The organism is Gottfriedia acidiceleris (genome assembly GCF_050457485.1).
GTDB lineage: Bacteria > Bacillota > Bacilli > Bacillales > Bacillaceae_G > Gottfriedia > Gottfriedia acidiceleris_D.
In genome coordinates, this window is the sequence record NZ_JBCMJM010000001.1 from 354,117 (window position 1) to 373,278 (window position 19,162).

Sequence of the window (19,162 nt, forward strand, 5' to 3'; positions counted from 1 at the left end):
TTCATAAATGTAACGCTGTGTTTTTTATTTTGTATGTTAAGATAATAAAATAGATTAAATATATTTAGTACCTAGTTATTAAAGGAGAACTATATAAAATGTTTTCAAATGATCAAATCGCGTCTTTTAATGAGTTAGAGTTATCTTTATATAATTACATTTCACAAAATATGGAAAAAGTCGCTTATATGCGCATACGTGAAATTGCAGATGAAACCCATGTTTCAACTTCAACAATTTTACGTTTTTGTAGAAAACTAAATTGCGACGGTTTTTCTGAATTTAAAGTAAAGTTAAAAATGTATTTGGAAAAGGAGAAACGAACCTTTGTAAAAAGCGCTCAACATATGCTAGTGGAATTTTTTGAGAGATCTTTAAAAGGGGATTTAGAAGATAAAGTGAAAGAGGCTGCAATTGAAATAAACAAAGCTGAAAATGTAATTTTTATAGGAATAGGTAGCTCAGGTATTCTTGCTGAATATGGTTCGAGGTATTTTTCAAGTTTAGGAAAATTTTCACTTTATATAAAAGACCCACATTTTCCAATTCATTCCAAATTAACAAAAAATAGTATAGCAATCGCTTTGTCAGTCTCTGGAGAAACTATTTTCACAGTTAATCATCTGAATTTACTTAAACAAGAAGGTTGTAAAATTATTAGTATTACGAACAACAAATTATCAACAATTGCAAAAATTTCTGATCTAAATATTCCCTATTATGTAACAGAAGAGTATTTTGAAGAGGCAAATATTACTACGCAAGTTCCAGTAGTCTATATAATTGAATCAATAGCGCGCGAAATTTTTCGAATTAATCAATAAGTCAAATGGTCTATGAATATTTTTGCTCATTATAAGAAGGGATTTCTCCTCTTGTGAGGAATGTTATTTATTCTGAAAAAGAATAAAGGAGTATTAATATTTATGAAATTAATCGATCCCACATTACATAAAGATTGGGTAACACCACATTCAAAAATATGGTACGAACAAATAGGCAAGTTATATGGGGAATACACATATCATTGGAATTCAACAATTACAGAGCCGAATGGGGAGTTAATTTTTATTAATGAAGTATTTGAAATGATTAATAAGAAAACTGTTTTAGATGTAGGGTGTGGACATGGAGAATTTACTATTAAATGTAGTGAAAAAGCAAAAGAAATTGTAGGTTTTGATCTTACAAATGATTTTATTAAAAGTGGAAATGAATTGAAAAAACCAAATGTGTCTTTTATAGTTGGCAGCACAAAAAATGGATTAACTTTTGAATCGGAACAGTTTGATTGTGCATATAACCGAAAAGGACCTACATCAGCTTATCAAGAACTTAAAAGAGTAGTAAAAAAAGGAGGCAAAATCCTTGGACTTCATCCTGGTGATGATTTAGGAACTGAATTGCCTAAATTATTTCCTAATCTTTTTGAATCAATTAATAGTGAGAAACCAATTTTAAAAACGATAAAACAAAGAGTTGAATTAAGTAAGTTTGAAAGTGTAGAAATACAAGTTATTAATAGTTTTGAATTTTTACATACGCCACTTGATGTTTTAAAACTAAGATGCTTTGGCCAAAAACCATCACTATTAAAAGATCTAATAGAAAATAATTTATTAGAAGTAAAACGAATATTTGAACAAAATGCAACTAATGAAGGACTACGGATTACTTTTTCGTGTTACATCGTTAGAGCTCAGGTTTAAATTTATTTAAGAGGATAAAAATATCCTCTTTTTTTTGAGTTTGGAGCAACGGGAGTAACAGGTCCAACAGGTCAAAGACCAACTCTAACATTTGCAGAAAATGTAGGATCGATTGCTGTATTCCCACCACTTAATACTGAGGTAACAATTGTAAGTATCACTCAAGGCGTACTGGCAAATCAGCAGCTAAAAATTGACTACGCAACAGCGATTGAATTAGTTGTTACTGCAAACTGGGCGGTTACTTTCGAATTACGACTTTATAGAGATGCGACTTTAATAGATACAAGAACATTTAATAGTAATCAGCCTTCAGCTGGTACTCATCGATATCAATTTGCAAGCACTCAAGTTAATATAGCACCTCGAATGCAACTTCAACGTATAGTCTTAGAGTAATATTTACTGCGATTACAAATGTTACCTCAGCATCGGCAATTAATAGAGATATGAATATCATCACATTTACACCTTAAGTACAGTTAAATTAATAGATTAATTTCCCTTTATAATAGACAGTTTAAAGTGTTAATGCTGTCTATTATAAAGGTTTTTTTTTGAACTAATTGGTAGCTGGATGAAGAGAAAGCCTAATCTTCAACCAAAAACATTTTATTTTTTTTCACATACTTTAATAAAAACGGAAAAAAAGGATGTGGAGAATATGAATCGCTTTAATGGCCGTAAAGTCGATCAGTTACAATTCGATCTTGAATATAGAACCCAATTTACTTTTATAGTAAATGATGAAACTTTAAGTTGTGTTTTAAAAGATATTGCAAACAATTCAGTAAATATTGTGGGGGTTTTAATGACAAAAAGTGGTAAAAATAATAATTTCGTTAGACTTGTACCTGGTACAACTGAATCGCAAAATAAACATGATTTAAAAGTAGTTAGAGAAGTACTTGAATCATTTAATGTGAAATTTAAAGAAGAAACTATTTTCGCTCTATTAAATATTCCCCCTAGTATTCCAGGAGTATTTAGTAAAATTTACGGTAGTTTATGGTGTAAGGTTGGTGTGAAATCCTTCTTTATTGGAGAAAAAGATAGTCTTTTTTTAACCGTATCAAATATAAAGAAAGCAACGGATATTTTAAAGAATGATTACTTGATACAATGCGATAATCATTGTGAATAGCCTAGATCTAGATTTCTGTAGTTTTAAAATAGGTGACTTAAATAGAGCTTAATCATCATTTTTGAATAGTATATTTCTGCAATAATTTGTTCGCTAATTCTATTCCATCCTCTGTTAAGTAAACTGATTTAGCACGATTACTAAAAAATATGAGATTATTATTCGATAATTTATTTAATGTATCGAAAGGATATCCTTTCCAACTTCTGAGTGAAGTTTCACCTAATACTGTGTTTTCTTCAAATGCTGTTAAATATAATAATAATAAAGTTAATTCATCGATCAGTTCTTGCATTTCTAATCGTTCCTTTCTATTTTATATTTAAAAATTAAATGAAATAAGAGGAGACCTTTTTAAGTATAAGGTTTCCTCTTATTTTAATTAATAAACTATAAATTAGTACCCCATATTGGCAGCGAAAATAATTTCATATTTTAATCATTTATAATTGGCATTCGATTTCTATGACCACAAACTGGACATGTAACTAGCCGTTCATTTACTTTACCTGTTTTAAATGCTAAAGCAAAATTTAATTTAGATAATTTAAAGCGACTGCTACATTGAGGACAAACAAAATGAGTAGTTCTTGTACGAATTTCTGAATATTTATAGACAAACACGAAAGCTAAAATTAATATAAGAATCGATTGAAAAAGACCAACAATAAATTGATTCATATGTTATCCCACTTTCATTTTTATTGGTGCTTACTATTTATAGAATGATACCTTTGTAGTTTTTGATTTCAAATAGTTATAAAAATTTGCCATCTGAGATAAAAAGCTAAAAAAAGAAAAATAAAAATGAGGGAAATACCAAAAATAGGAAACAATAGAAACTAAGTACTAAAATACATAAATAAAGATTGAACTAAATACGAAAGGAGAATTTTATGAATATAAAATTCTTGTTTATATTAAATGATTATATACCTACTGAACCGGCTTATGTTGCCAATACTGGTAAATATATAGATGGCTCATTAAATATCTATTTAAATGAAACTTTATTTTTTCATGATCCGAATTTAAATCTTACTGAGTTTGCGAGTCAATTAAGTGAATGGGTTCAAAAGGTAGAAAATGGATCAAGAGATAACATGAATTATGAATCGATTAATCGAAATGAAGATCTTATGAATTTCCTATATAAAGGAGATGACAAGTGGGGGATTTATTCGGTGTGGCAAATGTTTGAACCCACAGAATATATTAATACAGAGGTATTAGTTGAGTCTGTAAATAGATTTCTTGCTGCGTTAAATGATGGACTTATTGAAATCAATTATGATTATACGCTTGATAAATTTAATCAGTAATTTTTATAATAAATCAATTTTGTTTTACTAAAAAGAGTTACAAGAGTAACTCTTTTTTTAGTGCATTTGATCGGAAAAATTTACTAAAAATCTATTTCTTAATCTAGGTACAACTTCTTTAATGGTTTTTCAGATAAAATTGATGAATTTTAACGAACAAGAATGTTGGTGAAATTGTTGAAATGCCAAATGGAAGAGTGTTTAACTTTGCTGATGATGAACAAAATTATTTTGTAGTAATGGAAAAAAAGTAAAAGATTTATGTAATAAAAAAAAGCATAGTGTAAAATTTTACCTTGTGTTTTTTTTATTAATTTTAGTGGAAAAATCACTTTTACCATGAAGATAAAAGTGATGTGTACCTGTTTGCCAATGCCACCAAGAAAACAAGGTTAATACAGGGTATGTTAGGAAATAGGAATAGTTCATTTTTCTTATATGGTAATAATTTCCTTATTGGTTATTCATAAAATTTTTTAGATTGAGGTTGATCTTGGGGACTAATTGAGGTTTTTATTTTTATCAAGAAAGTATCTAATTTTCTAAGTTATCTGTTAAAATAATTCGTAAGATTAATCATAAAAGGAGAAATCAAATTTTGATGAAAGTATTTTCAAAAAAAATCGTACTAATAGTCACATCATTGATGATTCTACTAATGATAAGTGGGGCGATAATTTCTTTAACTTATATTCCTTTAAAGGTCAAAGAAAATCAAGAGAACATGAAAATAACAGAAAGTAACTGATAAATCTTTTAACAAAAAAGCTCTGAATAAGGGCTTTTTTGTACTTTCGAAATTAAAATCACTTAATTTACTGCTACTACATTTGTTGAATATGAAGTTGGAGGGAAATTTTAATGAGTCAAAAAAGAATTAGAGATTATGGTGTTAATATTGGGTACCTAGAAACTGGCAAACTAAATTCTATTACGGATGTCGAAGGGGTAACAGTAGGTCATGTCACGATCAGCGATCTAGACATCCAAACTGGTGTTACAGCAATATTTCCTCATCAAGGTAATCTATTTAAGGAAAAGTTAATCGCGTCATCTCATGTTATTAATGGGTTTGGTAAGTCAATGGGAACGATTCAGATTAATGAGTTAGGAACGATTGAAACGCCAATTATTTTAACAAATACCCTAAGTATTGGGACAGCTGCAGACGCATTAATTGAATATATGTTAGAACATAACCCAGAAATAGGTCGTACGACAGGTACTGTTAACCCAGTAATTTGCGAGTGTAATGATATGCTTTTAAATGATGTACGAGCTAGATTTATAACGAAAGAACATGTTTTTCATGCATTAAGTAACGCTTCTTCAGATGTGAAAGAAGGAACTGTTGGAGCAGGAACTGGAATGCTTTGTTATTCATTAAAAGGTGGGATTGGAACAGCTTCTCGAGTTATGAAGATGGAACATGGTACATATACATTGGGTGTTTTAGTCTTATCTAATTTTGGGATTTTAAGCGATTTAAAAGTAAGCGGAAAACCCGTTGGAGCAGAATTGCGAGATTATATCTTAAAGGAACGAGATGAACAAGATAAGGGTTCAATCATTATGATTGTTGCAACGGACCTGCCCGTATCTGAAAGGCAGCTAACTCGCATAATTAAAAGAACAGTTACGGGTTTATCAAGAACAGGCTCAATTATTACAACAGGAAGTGGTGAAGTCGTCATCGGCTTTTCAACTGCAACAAAAATACCTCATGAAAAAACAGCGCATTGCATCACGGTTCCGACTATACATGAAGAAGATATTGATCTCGCATTTAGGGCAGTAGGAGAAGCAACAGAAGAAGCGGTTTTAAACTCTTTAGTAACAGCAACACATATTGTTGGAAGAGATGGAAATGAAAGACCAGCTTTTAAAGATTTAATCGAAAAGTACAATGTTAACTTAGTATAGATTATGGAATTCAAAAATCTAACTAGAAAGAAAAGACTTCTAGTTCTAATAACGAAATAAATTTCATAAAATACTCTTAATCTTAAAGATGGACAAGCATTAAGTTAGGAGGTTACTATGAAAAAAATTGTATTTTTTGTTTCTACATTTGTAATTTGTTTAGGTGTTAGCTTTTTAGCTTTTGATCAGATTGGTTTAAAAAAGACTAATGTAACACTAAAGGCACACATTCAGATTAAAACTCAAAATAAAGCAATTGCCGATAAAAATATAAATATATTGAAGCTACCTTTGCCAAATTCAGATCAAAGAAAATATAGTGTGAAAAAATTACCAATGAATGGTAGTCAATTAGAAATTAAAGAATTAAATAATAAATCACGTAATTGACATTCGAATATTCATAATAAATGTTAGGCCTAATAGCATTGATAATTAGATCAATGCTATTTTTGTATTTTTTACTCTATTAATATTGTTTTTCTTCAAGTATTAAATATTAAAGTAATCTATTAGCTTTTTTTATAAAAAAAGTAGGACTATAACAAAACAAATAGAATAATTATTAAAAGGAATATAAAGTGTCATGGAGGGCAAATAATGAAAATTGGTTTTCTAATTATTGATATGCAAAAAATATTTTTAGAGGATAAAAAAGAATCATTGAATGTCGAAAGTGCTTGTGAATATATAAACTTTGTTGCTGACAGTATCCGATCTAAAAATCATTTAGTTATACATGTTCAAGATATCGAAGGAGCAGATGAACTAAATTCAGAATTACTTTCTTTCATCCCGGAAATTAAAGTAGAAGAGCAAGATATATGTGTTTCAAAAGAACATTCAAATGCATTTTGGAATTCTGAATTAGAGCAGATTTTGAAAGGAAATGACGTTGAGTTAGTTATAATAGCTGGATTTGCAGCAGAACATTGTGTTCTATTTACTTATAATGGGGCTAGCGAAAGGGGATTTAAACCAGTCTTATTGCAAAATGGAATATTAAGCACAAAAAGTGATGTAATAACTCAAACGTATCGTGATCGAAACATTATTTCATACAATGTTGTCCCATACATTATTTAATATAAATATAGATTGATAACATAAAAAGTGCTCTTATAAGTCTTGGTAATTTGGGCACTATTTTGAATTGGAGAACAACAAAGAAACCACAAGGTAAAATGATCTTGTGGTTCTAATTTTATCTATTGGAAATTTAGACAATATCCCTCATATTCTTCTAATGGATGCGGATTAATTCATAAATATCAGAGTCAAATCGAACTCTTGTATGCTTGGATTCAATTCGTTCTATTTCTTCTATTTCTTCTCGTAACTCTCCAAACCACCAAAATTTGATTTCAGTAAATAAATTAGTAAGCATTTTATTCCCCCTAATTTGAATAATGCCTTAACACTATTAGATTATAAATCCATTTTTTTAAGCCAAGATTAATCTGATGTAAAGGTTAGCAAAGTTTTTATGTAGTGAAAGAAGATTTATCAAATTGCTTAATTAAATAAGTGAATCTATTAATCTCCAACCGTTTTAGAATTAATTTTAAATAAAGTTGAATTTATTTAAAGGAAAATTATGGATGGGTGCAGAATACTAATCTATACCTCAAAGATTTATCCTTTATGAATAAATCCCAAAAAGGAGTTGGTAGGTATGTCTAAATTTAGATTAATTCCTTACAAGCTGGAAGAAATTAAAGGTAGTACAAATGAAGTACCACCTGGAGTTCGTTTAATTGATGCTAAATCTATTTGGGACAAAGGGTGTCAAGGGGAAGACGTGGTTGTAGCAGTTATTGATACGGGCTGTCAGACTGACCACCCTGAATTACAAGAGCGAATTATTGGTGGATATAATTTTACAGAAGATTACGGTGGGGATCCTAACGTATTCTTAGATAATAATGGTCACGGTACACATGTATGTGGAACGATTGCAGCTTCCGAAAATGGAGAAGGTGTTGTAGGGGTAGCTCCAAAAGCAAAACTTCTCGTTTTAAAAGTACTCTCTGGAGCTGGGGAAGGTAGTATTGAATCAATTGTACAAGCGATTGATTATGCGACGAATTGGAAAGGCTCTAATGGAGAAACTGTTCGAGTGATTTCAATGTCATTAGGTGGTCCAGAGGATGATTCTTCGTTACATGAAGCGATTCAAAGAGCGGTTGAACAAAATATAGCCGTTGTATGTGCAGCTGGTAACGAAGGTGATGGTGATGACACAACCAATGAATATAGCTATCCAGGTGCTTACGATGAAGTTATAGAAGTAGGTTCCGTAAGTCTTCAAAAACGATTATCCAATTTTAGTAATACAAATAACGAAATTGATTTAGTTGCGCCGGGAGAAAAGATTCTTTCGACGTATCCGACAAATCAATATGCTGTTCTTTCTGGTACATCAATGGCAACACCACATGTATCAGGGGCAATTGCATTATTAATTCAACAGTCTGAGTCTGAGAATAATGAGAAAATCACTGAACCAGATTTGTTCGAACTGTTAATAAGTCATACAGTACCAATCGGATACAGTTCGTTTGAGGAAGGCCATGGACTTTTAAATCTAGGCGTAAATATACCCTCAAAGTCTCCGAATGTAATAAAATAATAGGAAAAGTCCCGGGTAGTGTTGGTAGACTATTCGGGACTTTTTTGATGAATTGAAAAAAGTTAAAACTAATAGAGGTGAAATGAATGTTTAAAAATCAAATAACTGAACTTTTAAAGATAGAATGTCCAGTTATACAAGCTCCGATGGCTGGTGGAATCACAACCTCAGATTTTGTAGCTGAAGTTTCAAATTGTGGAGCTTTAGGGACAATTGGAGCAGGCTATATGACTCCATCACAAATACGTGAACAAATTAGAGAAATAAAAACATTAACTAATAAAAGCTTCGGAATTAATTTATTTGTCCCAAATGATTTTAGAGTAAACGAAAATGAAATTTCAAAATCCAATGATTTATTACAACCTTTTAATGAAGATTTAAATATAAAACAAAATGATCACATACAAGTTCAAAATTTTAATTCTTTAAATGATACATTTCACGAACAAATTAAAGTGATCATTGAAGAAGGTGTTCCGATTTGTTCATTTACATTTGGTATACCTTCAAAAGAAATGATAAAAGAGTTAAAGCTTCATAATATTATTTTGATTGGAACAGCCACTACTGTAAATGAAGCAATTGAAATTGAGAAATCAGGAATGGATCTAATTGTCGTACAAGGTAGTGAAGCAGGTGGACATCGAGGTAATTTCTTAAACGATCATGAGGAAAGTTTAATTGGATTAATGTCTCTAATACCTCAAGTAGTTGATCAGGTTAGTATTCCAGTAATTGCAGCAGGTGGAATTATGGACGGAAGAGGCTTAATGGCGTCTCTTTGTTTAGGGGCGAAAGCTGTTCAGATGGGTACCGCTTTTCTAACCTGTATTGAAAGTGGGGCACATGAAGTACATAAGAATGCTATTCTAAATTCTACAGAAGACCAGTTAGTTTTGACCCGTGCATTTTCAGGGAAATGGGCAAGAGGAATCGAAAATAAATTTATTACGGAAATGAAAAAAAACGAGGCAGATTTACCAGAGTTTCCTGTACAAAATACGATTACACAAACGATTAGAAAAGCGTCATCCGTACAAAATAATAAAGAGTTTATGTCACTTTGGTCAGGACAAAGTACTAGATTAGCTAAAAAGAAATCGGTAGAAAACTTAATAAATGAAATAATGGATGAAGCTAAAAAACTAATTCAAGATTTAGAAAAAAATTGAGTTGAATGCTGTGGAAATTGGTAAGTAATAATATTTCAGTTTAGGAGGTTTTTATGAATTATTGTGAAAGTATGAGAGAAAAGATTGGAAATGCTCCTTTAATTATTGTTCGTCCAAGCGTTGCCATCTTAAATGCTACAGGTGAAATTTTACTATATAGATATGGAGATGGGAATTGGGGTATACCAGGTGGGATATTACAATTAAATGAATCGGTTGAAGAGTGCATTAAACGAACTGTTCTCGAAGATATTGGACTTAAGTTAAATTCTTTATCATTAATTGGAGTATATTCCGGAGCAGAATTAATCAATAAAGTTGAAGAAAGCGGAGATGAATATCATACAGTAGCAATTGGTTATATTTGTACAGATTTCGAAAATGAAATTTGTCCAGATCAAAATCAATCAATTATAGTGCAATTTTTTCATTTAAGTCAACTACCTGAAGATATCGATCCATTTATAAAAAGTCAGTTAAAAAAATTAAAATATTAGCCAAGTAAAAAAAGGTTCTAATAGGTTTTTTTCGTAAAACCTATAATGAGAACCTTTTTTTATAGAAGTAATTAAGTTGTTACTTTAAAAGCATACGATCAATATACGATTTAATAGCTTCAATATTACCAGATACTTGTTCTTCTCTTTGTTCATCTTTTTTTATTTTATCTAATGATTTTTCTAAAATCGTTTTTGCTTCCGATTGAGGGATTACAACTACTCCATCTGCATCACCAACAATGATATCACCTGGGTTAACTGATGTACCTCCACATGATATTGGAATATTAATATCACCTACTCCAATTTTTCCACTTGCAGCTACAGTAGTTCCTTTACAGAATACTGGAAAATTTAATTTTTTAATACCGCTGATATCCCGGATTACCCCATCAACAACAATTGCACTAACACCCATTGTTTGTGCCATTCCAACAACAAAGTCTCCTGCAATTGCCCGGTATCGATCACCTTTTGCATCGATTACGATGACATCGCCTGGATTTGCTTCACGAATTGCCTTTAATACAGCTAAGTTATCACCAACAGGGATTTTAACAGTCAGTGCTCTTCCTACAAATCTATATTCTTCTTTTAAAGGCTTTATTGACGGATCCATATTATTTAGCCCATCCATTACATCTGAAATACAAGTTGTTGGTATATTTTTAAATTGATTAATAATAGAAATCACTCCCTAATAAATCATTTATTTAATGAAATTATATAAATAATTTGTTCTCGTGAGAATTTCGAAAAAATTATGAAGCTTGATAAAAAATAATTATTGAATTAAGAAAGGTTGCAATAGATTAATATCGAATAAAATAAGTTGATAATAAAAAATAGATTAATCTTTAAATATCTTGAATTTAAACATCATGTAAATAAGGATCTGATTGAAGTTGAAATCTAGATACTATCGTACACATTTTATAAAAGAAAAGTTTTATGTTTAAATATCTTGAATTTAAACATATGTAAATAAGAATCTGATTGAAGTGAAAAGTTTAGATACTATCGTACACATTTTATAAAAGAAAAGTTTTATCTTTAAATATCTTGAAGATTTAAACATCATGTAATAAGGATCTGATTGAAGTGAAAATCTAGATACTATCGTGCACATTTTATAAAGAAAATACATTCTTTTAAGTTTCACTACATTATTAATATTTAACATTAGACTATTTTTAGACCAGTCCTATTTCGAGTAAGTGAAAATACTCAAGAATGTAACATGATTGACTTCATTATTTAATATATAGATTTATCCTTGTATAGTAACATTTAATTAAGGAGTTGAGGTGCTTGAGAAACAAAACTAAATACGTCTATTTAACACACAAGGTTCAAATAGAATCCACGGAAAAACTGGAAAAGCTATCCCAACTTACAGGGAAAACTAGTGCAGAATTAATCGAAAAAATGATAGAAGAAATGTATGATCTACATATAAATTCAAAGGAAAATGAAGGGAATCTTAGTGAAGTTCTTAACGATGAAATTTTATTTGAAGAAATTACTGATCAAGAAATAAGAGATGCAGAGCTAAGATGGAGAAACTCAAAACAAGGTATTAAAGATTTTAGTCAAAGAATGGAAGATTGGAAGAAAGAAGAAAAAAGAAAAAATGCTGAGAAAGCAAAAGAATATAAAAAGAAAATAGTTGATTGGGCCAGAGTCTGGGAAGAGTATTTAAGAAATTACTCTACTTCAATCAAGAAAAATAAAAAACATAATTTCAAGTATTTCAATCCGAATGATAATGCTGAAGTTTGGAAGAAACAGATGAGAGAATATACAAAGCTTTGGCACCCGGATTATGCACCAGATCATGGAAATCCTCAAAAGTTTGGTGAAATGAAAGCTGAATATGATATTTTAAAAGGTAAAATTCCAACTGAAGAATATAGTTTATAAATTTATCGGTAATACATATAAAGATTCAAATGGTTGATTTCGATTTGTAAAAATAGTAAAAAGTAGTGGAACTAATGTCGTTCCACTACTCATTTAGCCTACTGTATCTAATCTTCTTTTGCACTATCCTCAGCAATTACTCTTAGTTCTTGATAAAAAATGTCATGATTACATTCTGGATTTTCAGCTTGTTTATACTTGTCTACAATTTCAAGTAATTCACCTGTATCACCTTTTGCATTGATAATTTCTAATAGTTGATTCATATCATCAGTGTATTCATCTTCTTTTTTCATTACAAATCCTCCATTCATATTTAGATGGTAATTAGTATTTGCAAGCATTATGAAAAAAATCGATAAATAGTAGAAATTATTTATTATCAGAAGTTACTACCTTAATTGATCTACCTTAAATTTTTAATCATTTAATGTTTCAACTATTCTTTTAATAGTTCTTAAGTCTTTCATATTTGCCTTTTTCATCATCAATGATATAAAAGGTGTAATTGCTTTAGAAAATCCTTTTGGATTTCCTTTATTTCTCAAAGTCATTAAGGTAGAAGAATCATTTACTTTTGACCAGGTATATGTGGTTTCCATTGGAAATGGACCGTTAGCTGTTCTCATTACCAGTTTTTTACCTGGGGTATATTCTATAATTTCATATATATAGGCAAGATCTTTTCCTAAAAAACGCGCTTTAAATGCAATTTTGGAACCAACTACTAAAGGTTTTTCTGTTTTCCATTCTGCCGAATTAATATTTATATACCATTTAGGAGCGTTTTCGGGGTTCGATGCAAATTCGGAAACTTTTTCTATTGGACAGTCAATTGTTATTTCAGTTATTACATCTACCATAATCTAGATTAACCTTGGTGCCAAACGACTGGATTTTTACCCTCAACATATTGTTTTAGAATATACATTAAAGTACCCCAAGTTGTATTGATCATTGCATAAGGTCCTTCCATTGATTCGAATCCTGTATGATTAAAATTTAAAATTGTGGCACCATTTTCATTCATAATTAATTCAAAACGAATCTTTGTACCTTTCCATGCAGGCATATCATGTAAAGCAGTCCATTCTAATAATTTACCATTTTCAATTTGATCAACTTGTAATTGAAAAACAGCCTGACGATTATAAAAAGCGACTTCAGTTATACTTCCTAATTGAGGTTCAGCCTTTGCATCTGTAGACCACCAAGATTTAATACCTTCAGTTGTAGTAATTGCTTCAAATACTTTCTCAGGTGTTGCATTAATTGTAATTTGATGTGGCATATTTACCATTTTAAATTCCCCTTTTCATTTTGGTTATAATTAATTATTGAAAAAAATTTTAAGCTTTTCTTCCAAGAAACTTGTCCAACCATTTGTATGATTTTTTGCTTCTTCTTCATTAGGTAGATTTGAATGAGTTACAATTACTTCCGTTTTTCCATTTATATCTAGAAAATCGACTGTTACATTTGTAATTGGAAATTCAGCTTGTTGCTCCCATTGCCATGTAAATACTAATTTTTCACTAGGTAAAATTTCTAAATATTTCCCATAAACAATATGCTCAATCCCGTTTGGTGAACTCATTATGAATTTGTAATTACCTTGAACTTCAACATTCATTTCTACTATTTTAGTTGTATACCCTTGTGGACCCCACCATTGTTTTAAAAGCTCTGGTTTAGTCCATGCGGCAAATACTTTTTCTCTCTTTACAGGGTAAACATGATTAAGTTTTAATGTGAAATTTTGTGGGTTATTCATTGTGATCATCAGAGTTACCTCCATTTTCTTCAGATAATAAAAACTGCTCCAAACTTGATAGTTGATGCTCCCATAAAGACTTTAATTCGTTAAGCCAATTGGATGCAGATGTAATTGCATTAGGAAGAAGATAATAATACTTAAATCTCCCAACTTTTTTAAAAGAAACCAATCCAGCGTTTTCTAGAACCTTCAAATGTTTTGAAAATGCAGGTAAAGACATATCAAAAGGTTCTGCTAATTTTTTAACCGTATTCTCTCCTTTAGATAGCTCTTGAATGATTGCTCTCCGTGTTGGGTCTGATAAAACTGAAAATACTTGATCAAGATTGTCATCATAATAGTTAACCATGTGGTTAACTATAGTGTAAAAATAAATAAAAATCAAGCACGAGCAGTATTCATATTTTTTCCAATTGATTTTTAAATATTAATCCATAAATGTACTGAACAGTTTATTTTAAATTGAATTATCTAGTGAAATAGTATAATTTGGATATAAATTATGTTTACGAAAATACTATTGATTAACTATCATACTGAATATGAATAATAAAATCGTAATCATAAAAGATCGAAAAATGGTGGGGGATTAAATATGAACTTTAACTTTAATGAAGAACATAATAGAAAAAATACAAATAGTACAAAGTGGGACTCAGTTGATCGAGTATTTGGATGTACGGATGTACTACCTTTATGGGTTGCCGATATGGATTTTGCTTGTGCACCCGGGATTGTAGAGGCAATAACGAAACGAGCTCAACATCCTATTTATGGTTATGGTCATATACCAGAAGAATTTTTTGAATCAGCAATGAATTGGGCAAGTAAACGTTATAATACATCGATTAAAAGAGAATGGTTAACAAATATCCCAGGAGTGGTACCAGCATTAAATTTAGCCATTGATGCTTTCACAAAACCAGGTGATGAAATCATTATTCAGCCACCAGTTTACTTTCCATTTTTCAGTACAATTAGAAATAACGGAAGAAACATCGTTGAAAATTCTTTAATAGAAGAAGATGGTTATTATTATATGGACCTAGAAGATCTAGAAAATAAAATTACTTCAAAAACTAAAATGATTATTCTATGTAGCCCTGCAAATCCTGTTGGAAGAGTCTGGACGAAAGAGGAATTATCAGGTTTATTTGATATATGTAAAAAGAATAAAATTGTTGTAATAGCAGATGAAATTCATGCGGATCTAGTCTACAAGAAAGGTAGTCACACACCTTTTTATTCATTATGTGAAGATGCAGCAAATATGAGTATTACATTTATGTCGCCAAGTAAAACATTCAATATTGCAGGCTTATTTTCGTCACTTGCTGTTATTCCAAATCAAGATTTATTTACAGAGTTTTCTCATGCAATTGCTCGTTCTAGTTTAGAAAACTTAAATATTTTCGGAATTGAGGCAGTAATAGCAGCTTATAATGAAGGTGAAAAATGGCTTGATGAATTATTGATTTATTTAAAAGGAAACGCGGAGTTTATACATAATTATTTAAAAACAAATATTCCAGAAGTAAAAATGAGAGTTACAGAAGCGACGTACTTAGGATGGCTTGATTTTAGAGGTTTAGGCTTAAGAGGTGACCAATTAAACGAATTTATGATTAATGATGCTAAATTAGGTTTAAATGAAGGTCGCGGTTTTGGAATAGATGGAGATGGTTTTATGAGATTGAATTACGCTTGTACACGTAAAACATTAGAAGAAGCCATGAAACGATTAGAGAAAGCTGTAAAAGCTAGTAAGAAATAGAGAAGGAGATGGCATTATGTCGTTAAAAATAACACCATGTATTGTTATGAGTGGGAATGCTAAAGAAGCGGTACATTTTTATGAAAAAGAACTTGAAGCAGAGGTTCTTAATATACAAACATACGGTGAGATGCCAATACCTTGTCCTGAAGCACTAAAAAATAGTGTTGCAAATGCAATTTTAAAAATTGGAGAAAGTGACCTTATGTTATTCGATGCGCCGATTCAATCGAATCCGATTAAGGACAAAGATTTTAAACAAAATACACCTAATCATGAACATAAAAAAGTAGAAGTCACAATTAATCTTTCAATCGATAACGTAGAAAAAACAAAAAGCATTTTTAATTCTTTAAAACAAGAAGGACATGTTATTGCCCCGTTAGAAGCAGTACCATTTAGTCCCGCATTCGGAACAGTTACAGACAAGTTCGGCGTTACATTCATATTGATCACTCAAAAGTAAAATACATATAATTTATTAGTTTGATAGCAAAAATGGGGAGATTAGATGGATAAAATAAATGTTGAATTAGTAAAACAATTAATTAATGAACAATTTCCAATTTGGTCTCACTTAGAAATAAAACCTGTAGAATTAAGTGGCAATGATAACAGAACGTTCCATTTAGGGGATAAAATGAGCGTAAGATTACCTAGTGCAGAATGCTACGTTCCTCAAGTTGAAAAAGAGCATAAATGGTTACCCATTTTAGCGAATAAACTAAGTTTACCAATTTCCAAACCGTTAGCAAAAGGAAGTCCAAGTAAATACTATCCTTGGCCATGGACAATCAATGAATGGATTGATGGAGAATCTTTAAATAAAGAAAATATAAGTGATTTAAGTCAATTTGCAAAAGAGTTAGGGCAATTTTTAAAGGAGTTCCAGTCAATTGATGCTCATGGAGGGCCGATTGCTGGAAAGCATAATTTCTTTAGAGGTGGAAACTTAGCTGTTTACGACCAAGAAACTAGAGATTCAATAGACCAAACGAAAGCGATTTTTAACAAAGGTTTACTAACAGAAATTTGGGAAACAGCTCTAAAATCCAAATGGGAGTATGAACCAGTATGGGTGCATGGTGATATTGCTCCTGGAAACTTACTTATTAAAAATGGAAAGCTATGTGCAGTTATTGATTTTGGAATCCTTGGAGTAGGTGATCCATCATGTGATGCAGCAATGGCATGGACATTTTTCGATACGGATAGTAGAAATGTTTTTAAAAACGTTTTAAATTTTGATGAAAATACTTGGAATAGAGCGAGAGGTTGGGCTCTATGGAAGGCTTTAATTACATTTAATGCGAATAAAGAGAATACTTCATCAATAAGGGAAGAATCCTTTAATACGATAAATCTAATTATAAACGAGTTCAAAACTGTTATTGATTGATAATGTAAATTGTGCGAGTTGCTTTCTTTGCGGCTCGTTTTTTTTGTTATCTTCGTTTGGAGTGAGGATTTTAATATGCAAGTGTTCGCTTTAATGAATGATTAATAAGGAAAAAACATGAAAGTAATAAAAAAGGTTCATACTAAAGTTGAGAGTTATGTAACAGTTAATTTAAATTTTTAAAAATTTACAAATATGTCACATATCGTTCTAAGTGCAAATCACTTATCATGTTTTAATTAATATAAGGTGATCGAATTGAGAATATATTCAAAATGTTAATTTGCACGAAATATACTGTAGGAATTAAAAAAATAGCTGTTTGTTCGGATGGTAAGAAAAGGTAGAATATTATTAAGAAAATCGTGATGAAAAAGGCTGAGAAACGCCTACGTAGGTTGCAGCGTCATGTTTCTCAAAAATATGAAATGAATAAGGAGGGAAACCGAGTTGTCAAAACGAGCAACATTATAAAAATCGAAAACAAGATCCGACACCTACATAGACTGGTATTATATATCATAAATAATGATCATCATCAAACAACAAGCGATATCGAATTGTTATGGAAACGTTGAAGTATAGTGTGATGATGAAGAATAAGCATTTTGCAAAAGCTTGCTTGATATCATTTAGCAAAAAAACACATTAAGGTTAATGCTAAAATGTAGGATTCGTTGTATCCGAATTTACGCCCTCGGAGTGTTATATCAAACGAATGTAGCTTGTAGTTTAGCGAAATCGGACACGTAGAACAGGGAAATAAACAAAATCTATAAAAATTATAGATTCTTATTGATTTTTATAAATTTTTGGCAACGGTAATCCGACTATGTTACAAAAATTACTAGCTAGTTTATTATTAATGACGCAATCAGTTGAACTTCCTGACAGCTTAACTGTTATTCAACAGGGCCATCCGATTGCCGTAGTTAATCGTGAAGATTTTACAATGACACTTCCAGGTACACCAATGATAAACGATAAAAAGTTTAATCAATTTATTGAAAAACTTGATCAACAAATTTACCGTATCCCTATAAATGCGACAATCAATGAACAAGGTAGGATTGTACCAGGACAGGTAGGATACAGACTTTATAAAAAAGAGTTTAAGGATAAATTTACTACATATTTTTATAGTAAAGGACCTTCTAAAATTGAAGTACCAGAGTTAGATATTTATCCTAAAGTTGATAGTGAATTATTAGCTCATATTAGGATTCAACAAATTGGACAATATGTAACCTACTTTAATTCGAATAATAAAAGTCGGGTCCATAATATTTCACTTGCAGCAAAAGCAATTGATAATTACGTAGTTTTCCCAAATGAAGTTTTTTCTTTTAATAAGGTAGTAGGAGAGAGAAGTGGAGCAAAGGGTTATAAACGTGCACCGGTCATTGTAAGGGGAGAATTGTCTGAAGGAGTAGGAGGAGGAATATGTCAAGTTTCCTCTACTCTATTTAATGCAGTAGATCGCGCTGGTCTAAAAATTATTGAAAGATATACCCATAGTAGACGAGTACCATATGTACCTGCAGGACGAGATGCTACTGTTAGTTGGTATGGACCTGACTTCCGTTTTCAAAATAAATACAATCAGCCAATTCTAATTCGAGCAAAACAATATGGTGGAAGTATGATTGTTACGCTTCATTCTTCCGATGTAATCAATTATGAAGTAAGAAATGTCCCTGTAGCTCCAACTCGTTTACCTGAAGAAATAAATACAGAAGAAGACAAGCATTCTTCAAATCCTTCTAGAAAAGGAAAAATAGTACCACCGCATAAGTCGGTAGGGGATTAAAAATTAATACATACTAAGTAAACCCCACAAGGGAAAATAATGATTCTTGTGGGGTTTTGTGTTTTTCATGAATA

General features: G+C 30.8%; 24 protein-coding genes and 2 pseudogenes. 17 read left to right on the forward strand and 9 right to left on the reverse strand.

Going from position 1 to position 19,162, the window contains the following annotated elements; all coding sequences use genetic code 11:
- Nucleotides 1–98: 98 nt before the first annotated feature.
- From ABEY15_RS01600 to ABEY15_RS01610, 3 genes are all read left to right on the forward strand, one after another.
- Nucleotides 99–824, forward strand: coding sequence for a MurR/RpiR family transcriptional regulator (locus tag ABEY15_RS01600; RefSeq protein ID WP_429888000.1), 726 nt, complete (start codon nt 99–101; stop codon nt 822–824).
- 102 nt (nt 825–926) lie between these two features.
- The gene (locus tag ABEY15_RS01605) at nt 927–1,709 is read left to right on the forward strand and encodes a class I SAM-dependent methyltransferase (protein WP_429888001.1); all 783 of its coding nucleotides are present in this window, start codon (nt 927–929) and stop codon (nt 1,707–1,709) included.
- Between the two features lie 664 nt (nt 1,710–2,373).
- Complete coding sequence (locus ABEY15_RS01610) at nt 2,374–2,853, forward strand: hypothetical protein (protein ID WP_429888003.1); 480 nt, start codon at nt 2,374–2,376, stop codon at nt 2,851–2,853.
- A 55-nt stretch (nt 2,854–2,908) separates the two neighbouring features.
- Here ABEY15_RS01610 and ABEY15_RS01615 read toward each other — a convergent pair whose 3' ends face one another.
- On the reverse strand, nt 2,909–3,148 hold the full coding sequence (locus ABEY15_RS01615; RefSeq protein WP_429888004.1) for a DUF6429 family protein: 240 nt from the start codon (nt 3,146–3,148) through the stop codon (nt 2,909–2,911).
- A gap of 140 nt (nt 3,149–3,288) precedes the next feature.
- Nucleotides 3,289–3,534 (reverse strand): hypothetical protein, encoded by a 246-nt coding sequence (locus ABEY15_RS01620; protein WP_429888005.1) that lies wholly within the window; start codon nt 3,532–3,534, stop codon nt 3,289–3,291.
- Between the two features lie 215 nt (nt 3,535–3,749).
- Between ABEY15_RS01620 and ABEY15_RS01625 the strand changes: the two genes are divergently transcribed.
- The 5 genes and pseudogenes from ABEY15_RS01625 (at nt 3,750) to ABEY15_RS01645 (ending at nt 7,184) form a co-directional block, all read left to right on the forward strand.
- Nucleotides 3,750–4,175 (forward strand): hypothetical protein, encoded by a 426-nt coding sequence (locus ABEY15_RS01625; RefSeq protein ID WP_429888006.1) that lies wholly within the window; start codon nt 3,750–3,752, stop codon nt 4,173–4,175.
- Between the two features lie 97 nt (nt 4,176–4,272).
- Nucleotides 4,273–4,429: pseudogene (locus tag ABEY15_RS01630) on the forward strand (VOC family protein); the annotation flags it as partial.
- Between the two features lie 607 nt (nt 4,430–5,036).
- Nucleotides 5,037–6,098: a P1 family peptidase gene (locus ABEY15_RS01635; RefSeq protein ID WP_429888007.1), complete on the forward strand. Its 1,062-nt coding sequence runs from the start codon at nt 5,037–5,039 to the stop codon at nt 6,096–6,098.
- A gap of 117 nt (nt 6,099–6,215) precedes the next feature.
- A complete protein-coding gene (locus tag ABEY15_RS01640) occupies nt 6,216–6,488 on the forward strand; it encodes a hypothetical protein (protein WP_429888009.1) in 273 nt (90 codons plus the stop codon).
- A 210-nt stretch (nt 6,489–6,698) separates the two neighbouring features.
- Nucleotides 6,699–7,184, forward strand: coding sequence for a cysteine hydrolase family protein (locus ABEY15_RS01645; RefSeq protein WP_429888011.1), 486 nt, complete (start codon nt 6,699–6,701; stop codon nt 7,182–7,184).
- Nucleotides 7,185–7,341: 157 nt separating this feature from the next.
- Here the strand turns inward: ABEY15_RS01645 and ABEY15_RS01650 are convergent, their stop codons facing one another.
- Entirely contained in the window at nt 7,342–7,485 is a 144-nt protein-coding gene (locus ABEY15_RS01650) for a hypothetical protein (protein WP_429888012.1), read from the reverse strand.
- A gap of 288 nt (nt 7,486–7,773) precedes the next feature.
- Here ABEY15_RS01650 and ABEY15_RS01655 point away from each other — a divergent pair, with 288 nt between their 5' ends.
- From ABEY15_RS01655 to ABEY15_RS01665, 3 genes are all read left to right on the forward strand, one after another.
- Nucleotides 7,774–8,730, forward strand: coding sequence for a S8 family peptidase (locus ABEY15_RS01655; RefSeq protein ID WP_429888014.1), 957 nt, complete (start codon nt 7,774–7,776; stop codon nt 8,728–8,730).
- Between the two features lie 86 nt (nt 8,731–8,816).
- Nucleotides 8,817–9,905, forward strand: a complete 1,089-nt coding sequence (locus ABEY15_RS01660; RefSeq protein WP_429888016.1) for an NAD(P)H-dependent flavin oxidoreductase — start codon at nt 8,817–8,819, stop codon at nt 9,903–9,905.
- A 53-nt stretch (nt 9,906–9,958) separates the two neighbouring features.
- Nucleotides 9,959–10,402, forward strand: a complete 444-nt coding sequence (locus ABEY15_RS01665; protein WP_429888018.1) for an NUDIX domain-containing protein — start codon at nt 9,959–9,961, stop codon at nt 10,400–10,402.
- A 79-nt stretch (nt 10,403–10,481) separates the two neighbouring features.
- Here ABEY15_RS01665 and ABEY15_RS01670 read toward each other — a convergent pair whose 3' ends face one another.
- Nucleotides 10,482–11,099 (reverse strand): RraA family protein, encoded by a 618-nt coding sequence (locus ABEY15_RS01670; RefSeq protein ID WP_429888020.1) that lies wholly within the window; start codon nt 11,097–11,099, stop codon nt 10,482–10,484.
- Nucleotides 11,100–11,716: 617 nt separating this feature from the next.
- Here ABEY15_RS01670 and ABEY15_RS01675 point away from each other — a divergent pair.
- Nucleotides 11,717–12,328 carry a hypothetical protein gene (locus ABEY15_RS01675; protein ID WP_429888021.1) on the forward strand — a complete coding sequence of 204 codons (612 nt, stop codon included), beginning with the start codon at nt 11,717–11,719 and terminating at the stop codon, nt 12,326–12,328.
- 107 nt (nt 12,329–12,435) lie between these two features.
- Here ABEY15_RS01675 and ABEY15_RS01680 read toward each other — a convergent pair whose 3' ends face one another.
- The 5 genes from ABEY15_RS01680 to ABEY15_RS01700 form a co-directional block, all read right to left on the reverse strand.
- Nucleotides 12,436–12,624: a hypothetical protein gene (locus tag ABEY15_RS01680; RefSeq protein WP_069034362.1), complete on the reverse strand. Its 189-nt coding sequence runs from the start codon at nt 12,622–12,624 to the stop codon at nt 12,436–12,438.
- A gap of 123 nt (nt 12,625–12,747) precedes the next feature.
- Entirely contained in the window at nt 12,748–13,191 is a 444-nt protein-coding gene (locus ABEY15_RS01685; RefSeq protein ID WP_429888023.1) for an SRPBCC family protein, read from the reverse strand.
- 8 nt (nt 13,192–13,199) lie between these two features.
- Entirely contained in the window at nt 13,200–13,628 is a 429-nt protein-coding gene (locus tag ABEY15_RS01690; protein WP_429888024.1) for an SRPBCC family protein, read from the reverse strand.
- A 30-nt stretch (nt 13,629–13,658) separates the two neighbouring features.
- Entirely contained in the window at nt 13,659–14,111 is a 453-nt protein-coding gene (locus ABEY15_RS01695; protein WP_429888026.1) for an SRPBCC family protein, read from the reverse strand.
- Entirely contained in the window at nt 14,095–14,454 is a 360-nt protein-coding gene (locus tag ABEY15_RS01700) for an ArsR/SmtB family transcription factor (protein WP_429888027.1), read from the reverse strand. Before ABEY15_RS01700 ends, ABEY15_RS01695 begins: the two co-directional genes overlap by 17 nt.
- 246 nt (nt 14,455–14,700) lie before the next feature.
- Between ABEY15_RS01700 and ABEY15_RS01705 the strand changes: the two genes are divergently transcribed.
- From ABEY15_RS01705 to ABEY15_RS01725, 5 genes and pseudogenes are all read left to right on the forward strand, one after another.
- Nucleotides 14,701–15,879 (forward strand): MalY/PatB family protein, encoded by a 1,179-nt coding sequence (locus tag ABEY15_RS01705; RefSeq protein ID WP_429888028.1) that lies wholly within the window; start codon nt 14,701–14,703, stop codon nt 15,877–15,879.
- A 16-nt stretch (nt 15,880–15,895) separates the two neighbouring features.
- Nucleotides 15,896–16,345, forward strand: coding sequence for a VOC family protein (locus ABEY15_RS01710; protein WP_429888029.1), 450 nt, complete (start codon nt 15,896–15,898; stop codon nt 16,343–16,345).
- A gap of 45 nt (nt 16,346–16,390) precedes the next feature.
- Complete coding sequence (locus ABEY15_RS01715; RefSeq protein ID WP_429888030.1) at nt 16,391–17,278, forward strand: aminoglycoside phosphotransferase family protein; 888 nt, start codon at nt 16,391–16,393, stop codon at nt 17,276–17,278.
- A gap of 299 nt (nt 17,279–17,577) precedes the next feature.
- Nucleotides 17,578–17,897, forward strand: a pseudogene (locus ABEY15_RS01720) (RNA-guided endonuclease InsQ/TnpB family protein); the annotation flags it as partial.
- A 213-nt stretch (nt 17,898–18,110) separates the two neighbouring features.
- The gene (locus tag ABEY15_RS01725; RefSeq protein ID WP_429888032.1) at nt 18,111–19,088 is read left to right on the forward strand and encodes a VanW family protein; all 978 of its coding nucleotides are present in this window, start codon (nt 18,111–18,113) and stop codon (nt 19,086–19,088) included.
- Nucleotides 19,089–19,162: the final 74 nt, after the last annotated feature.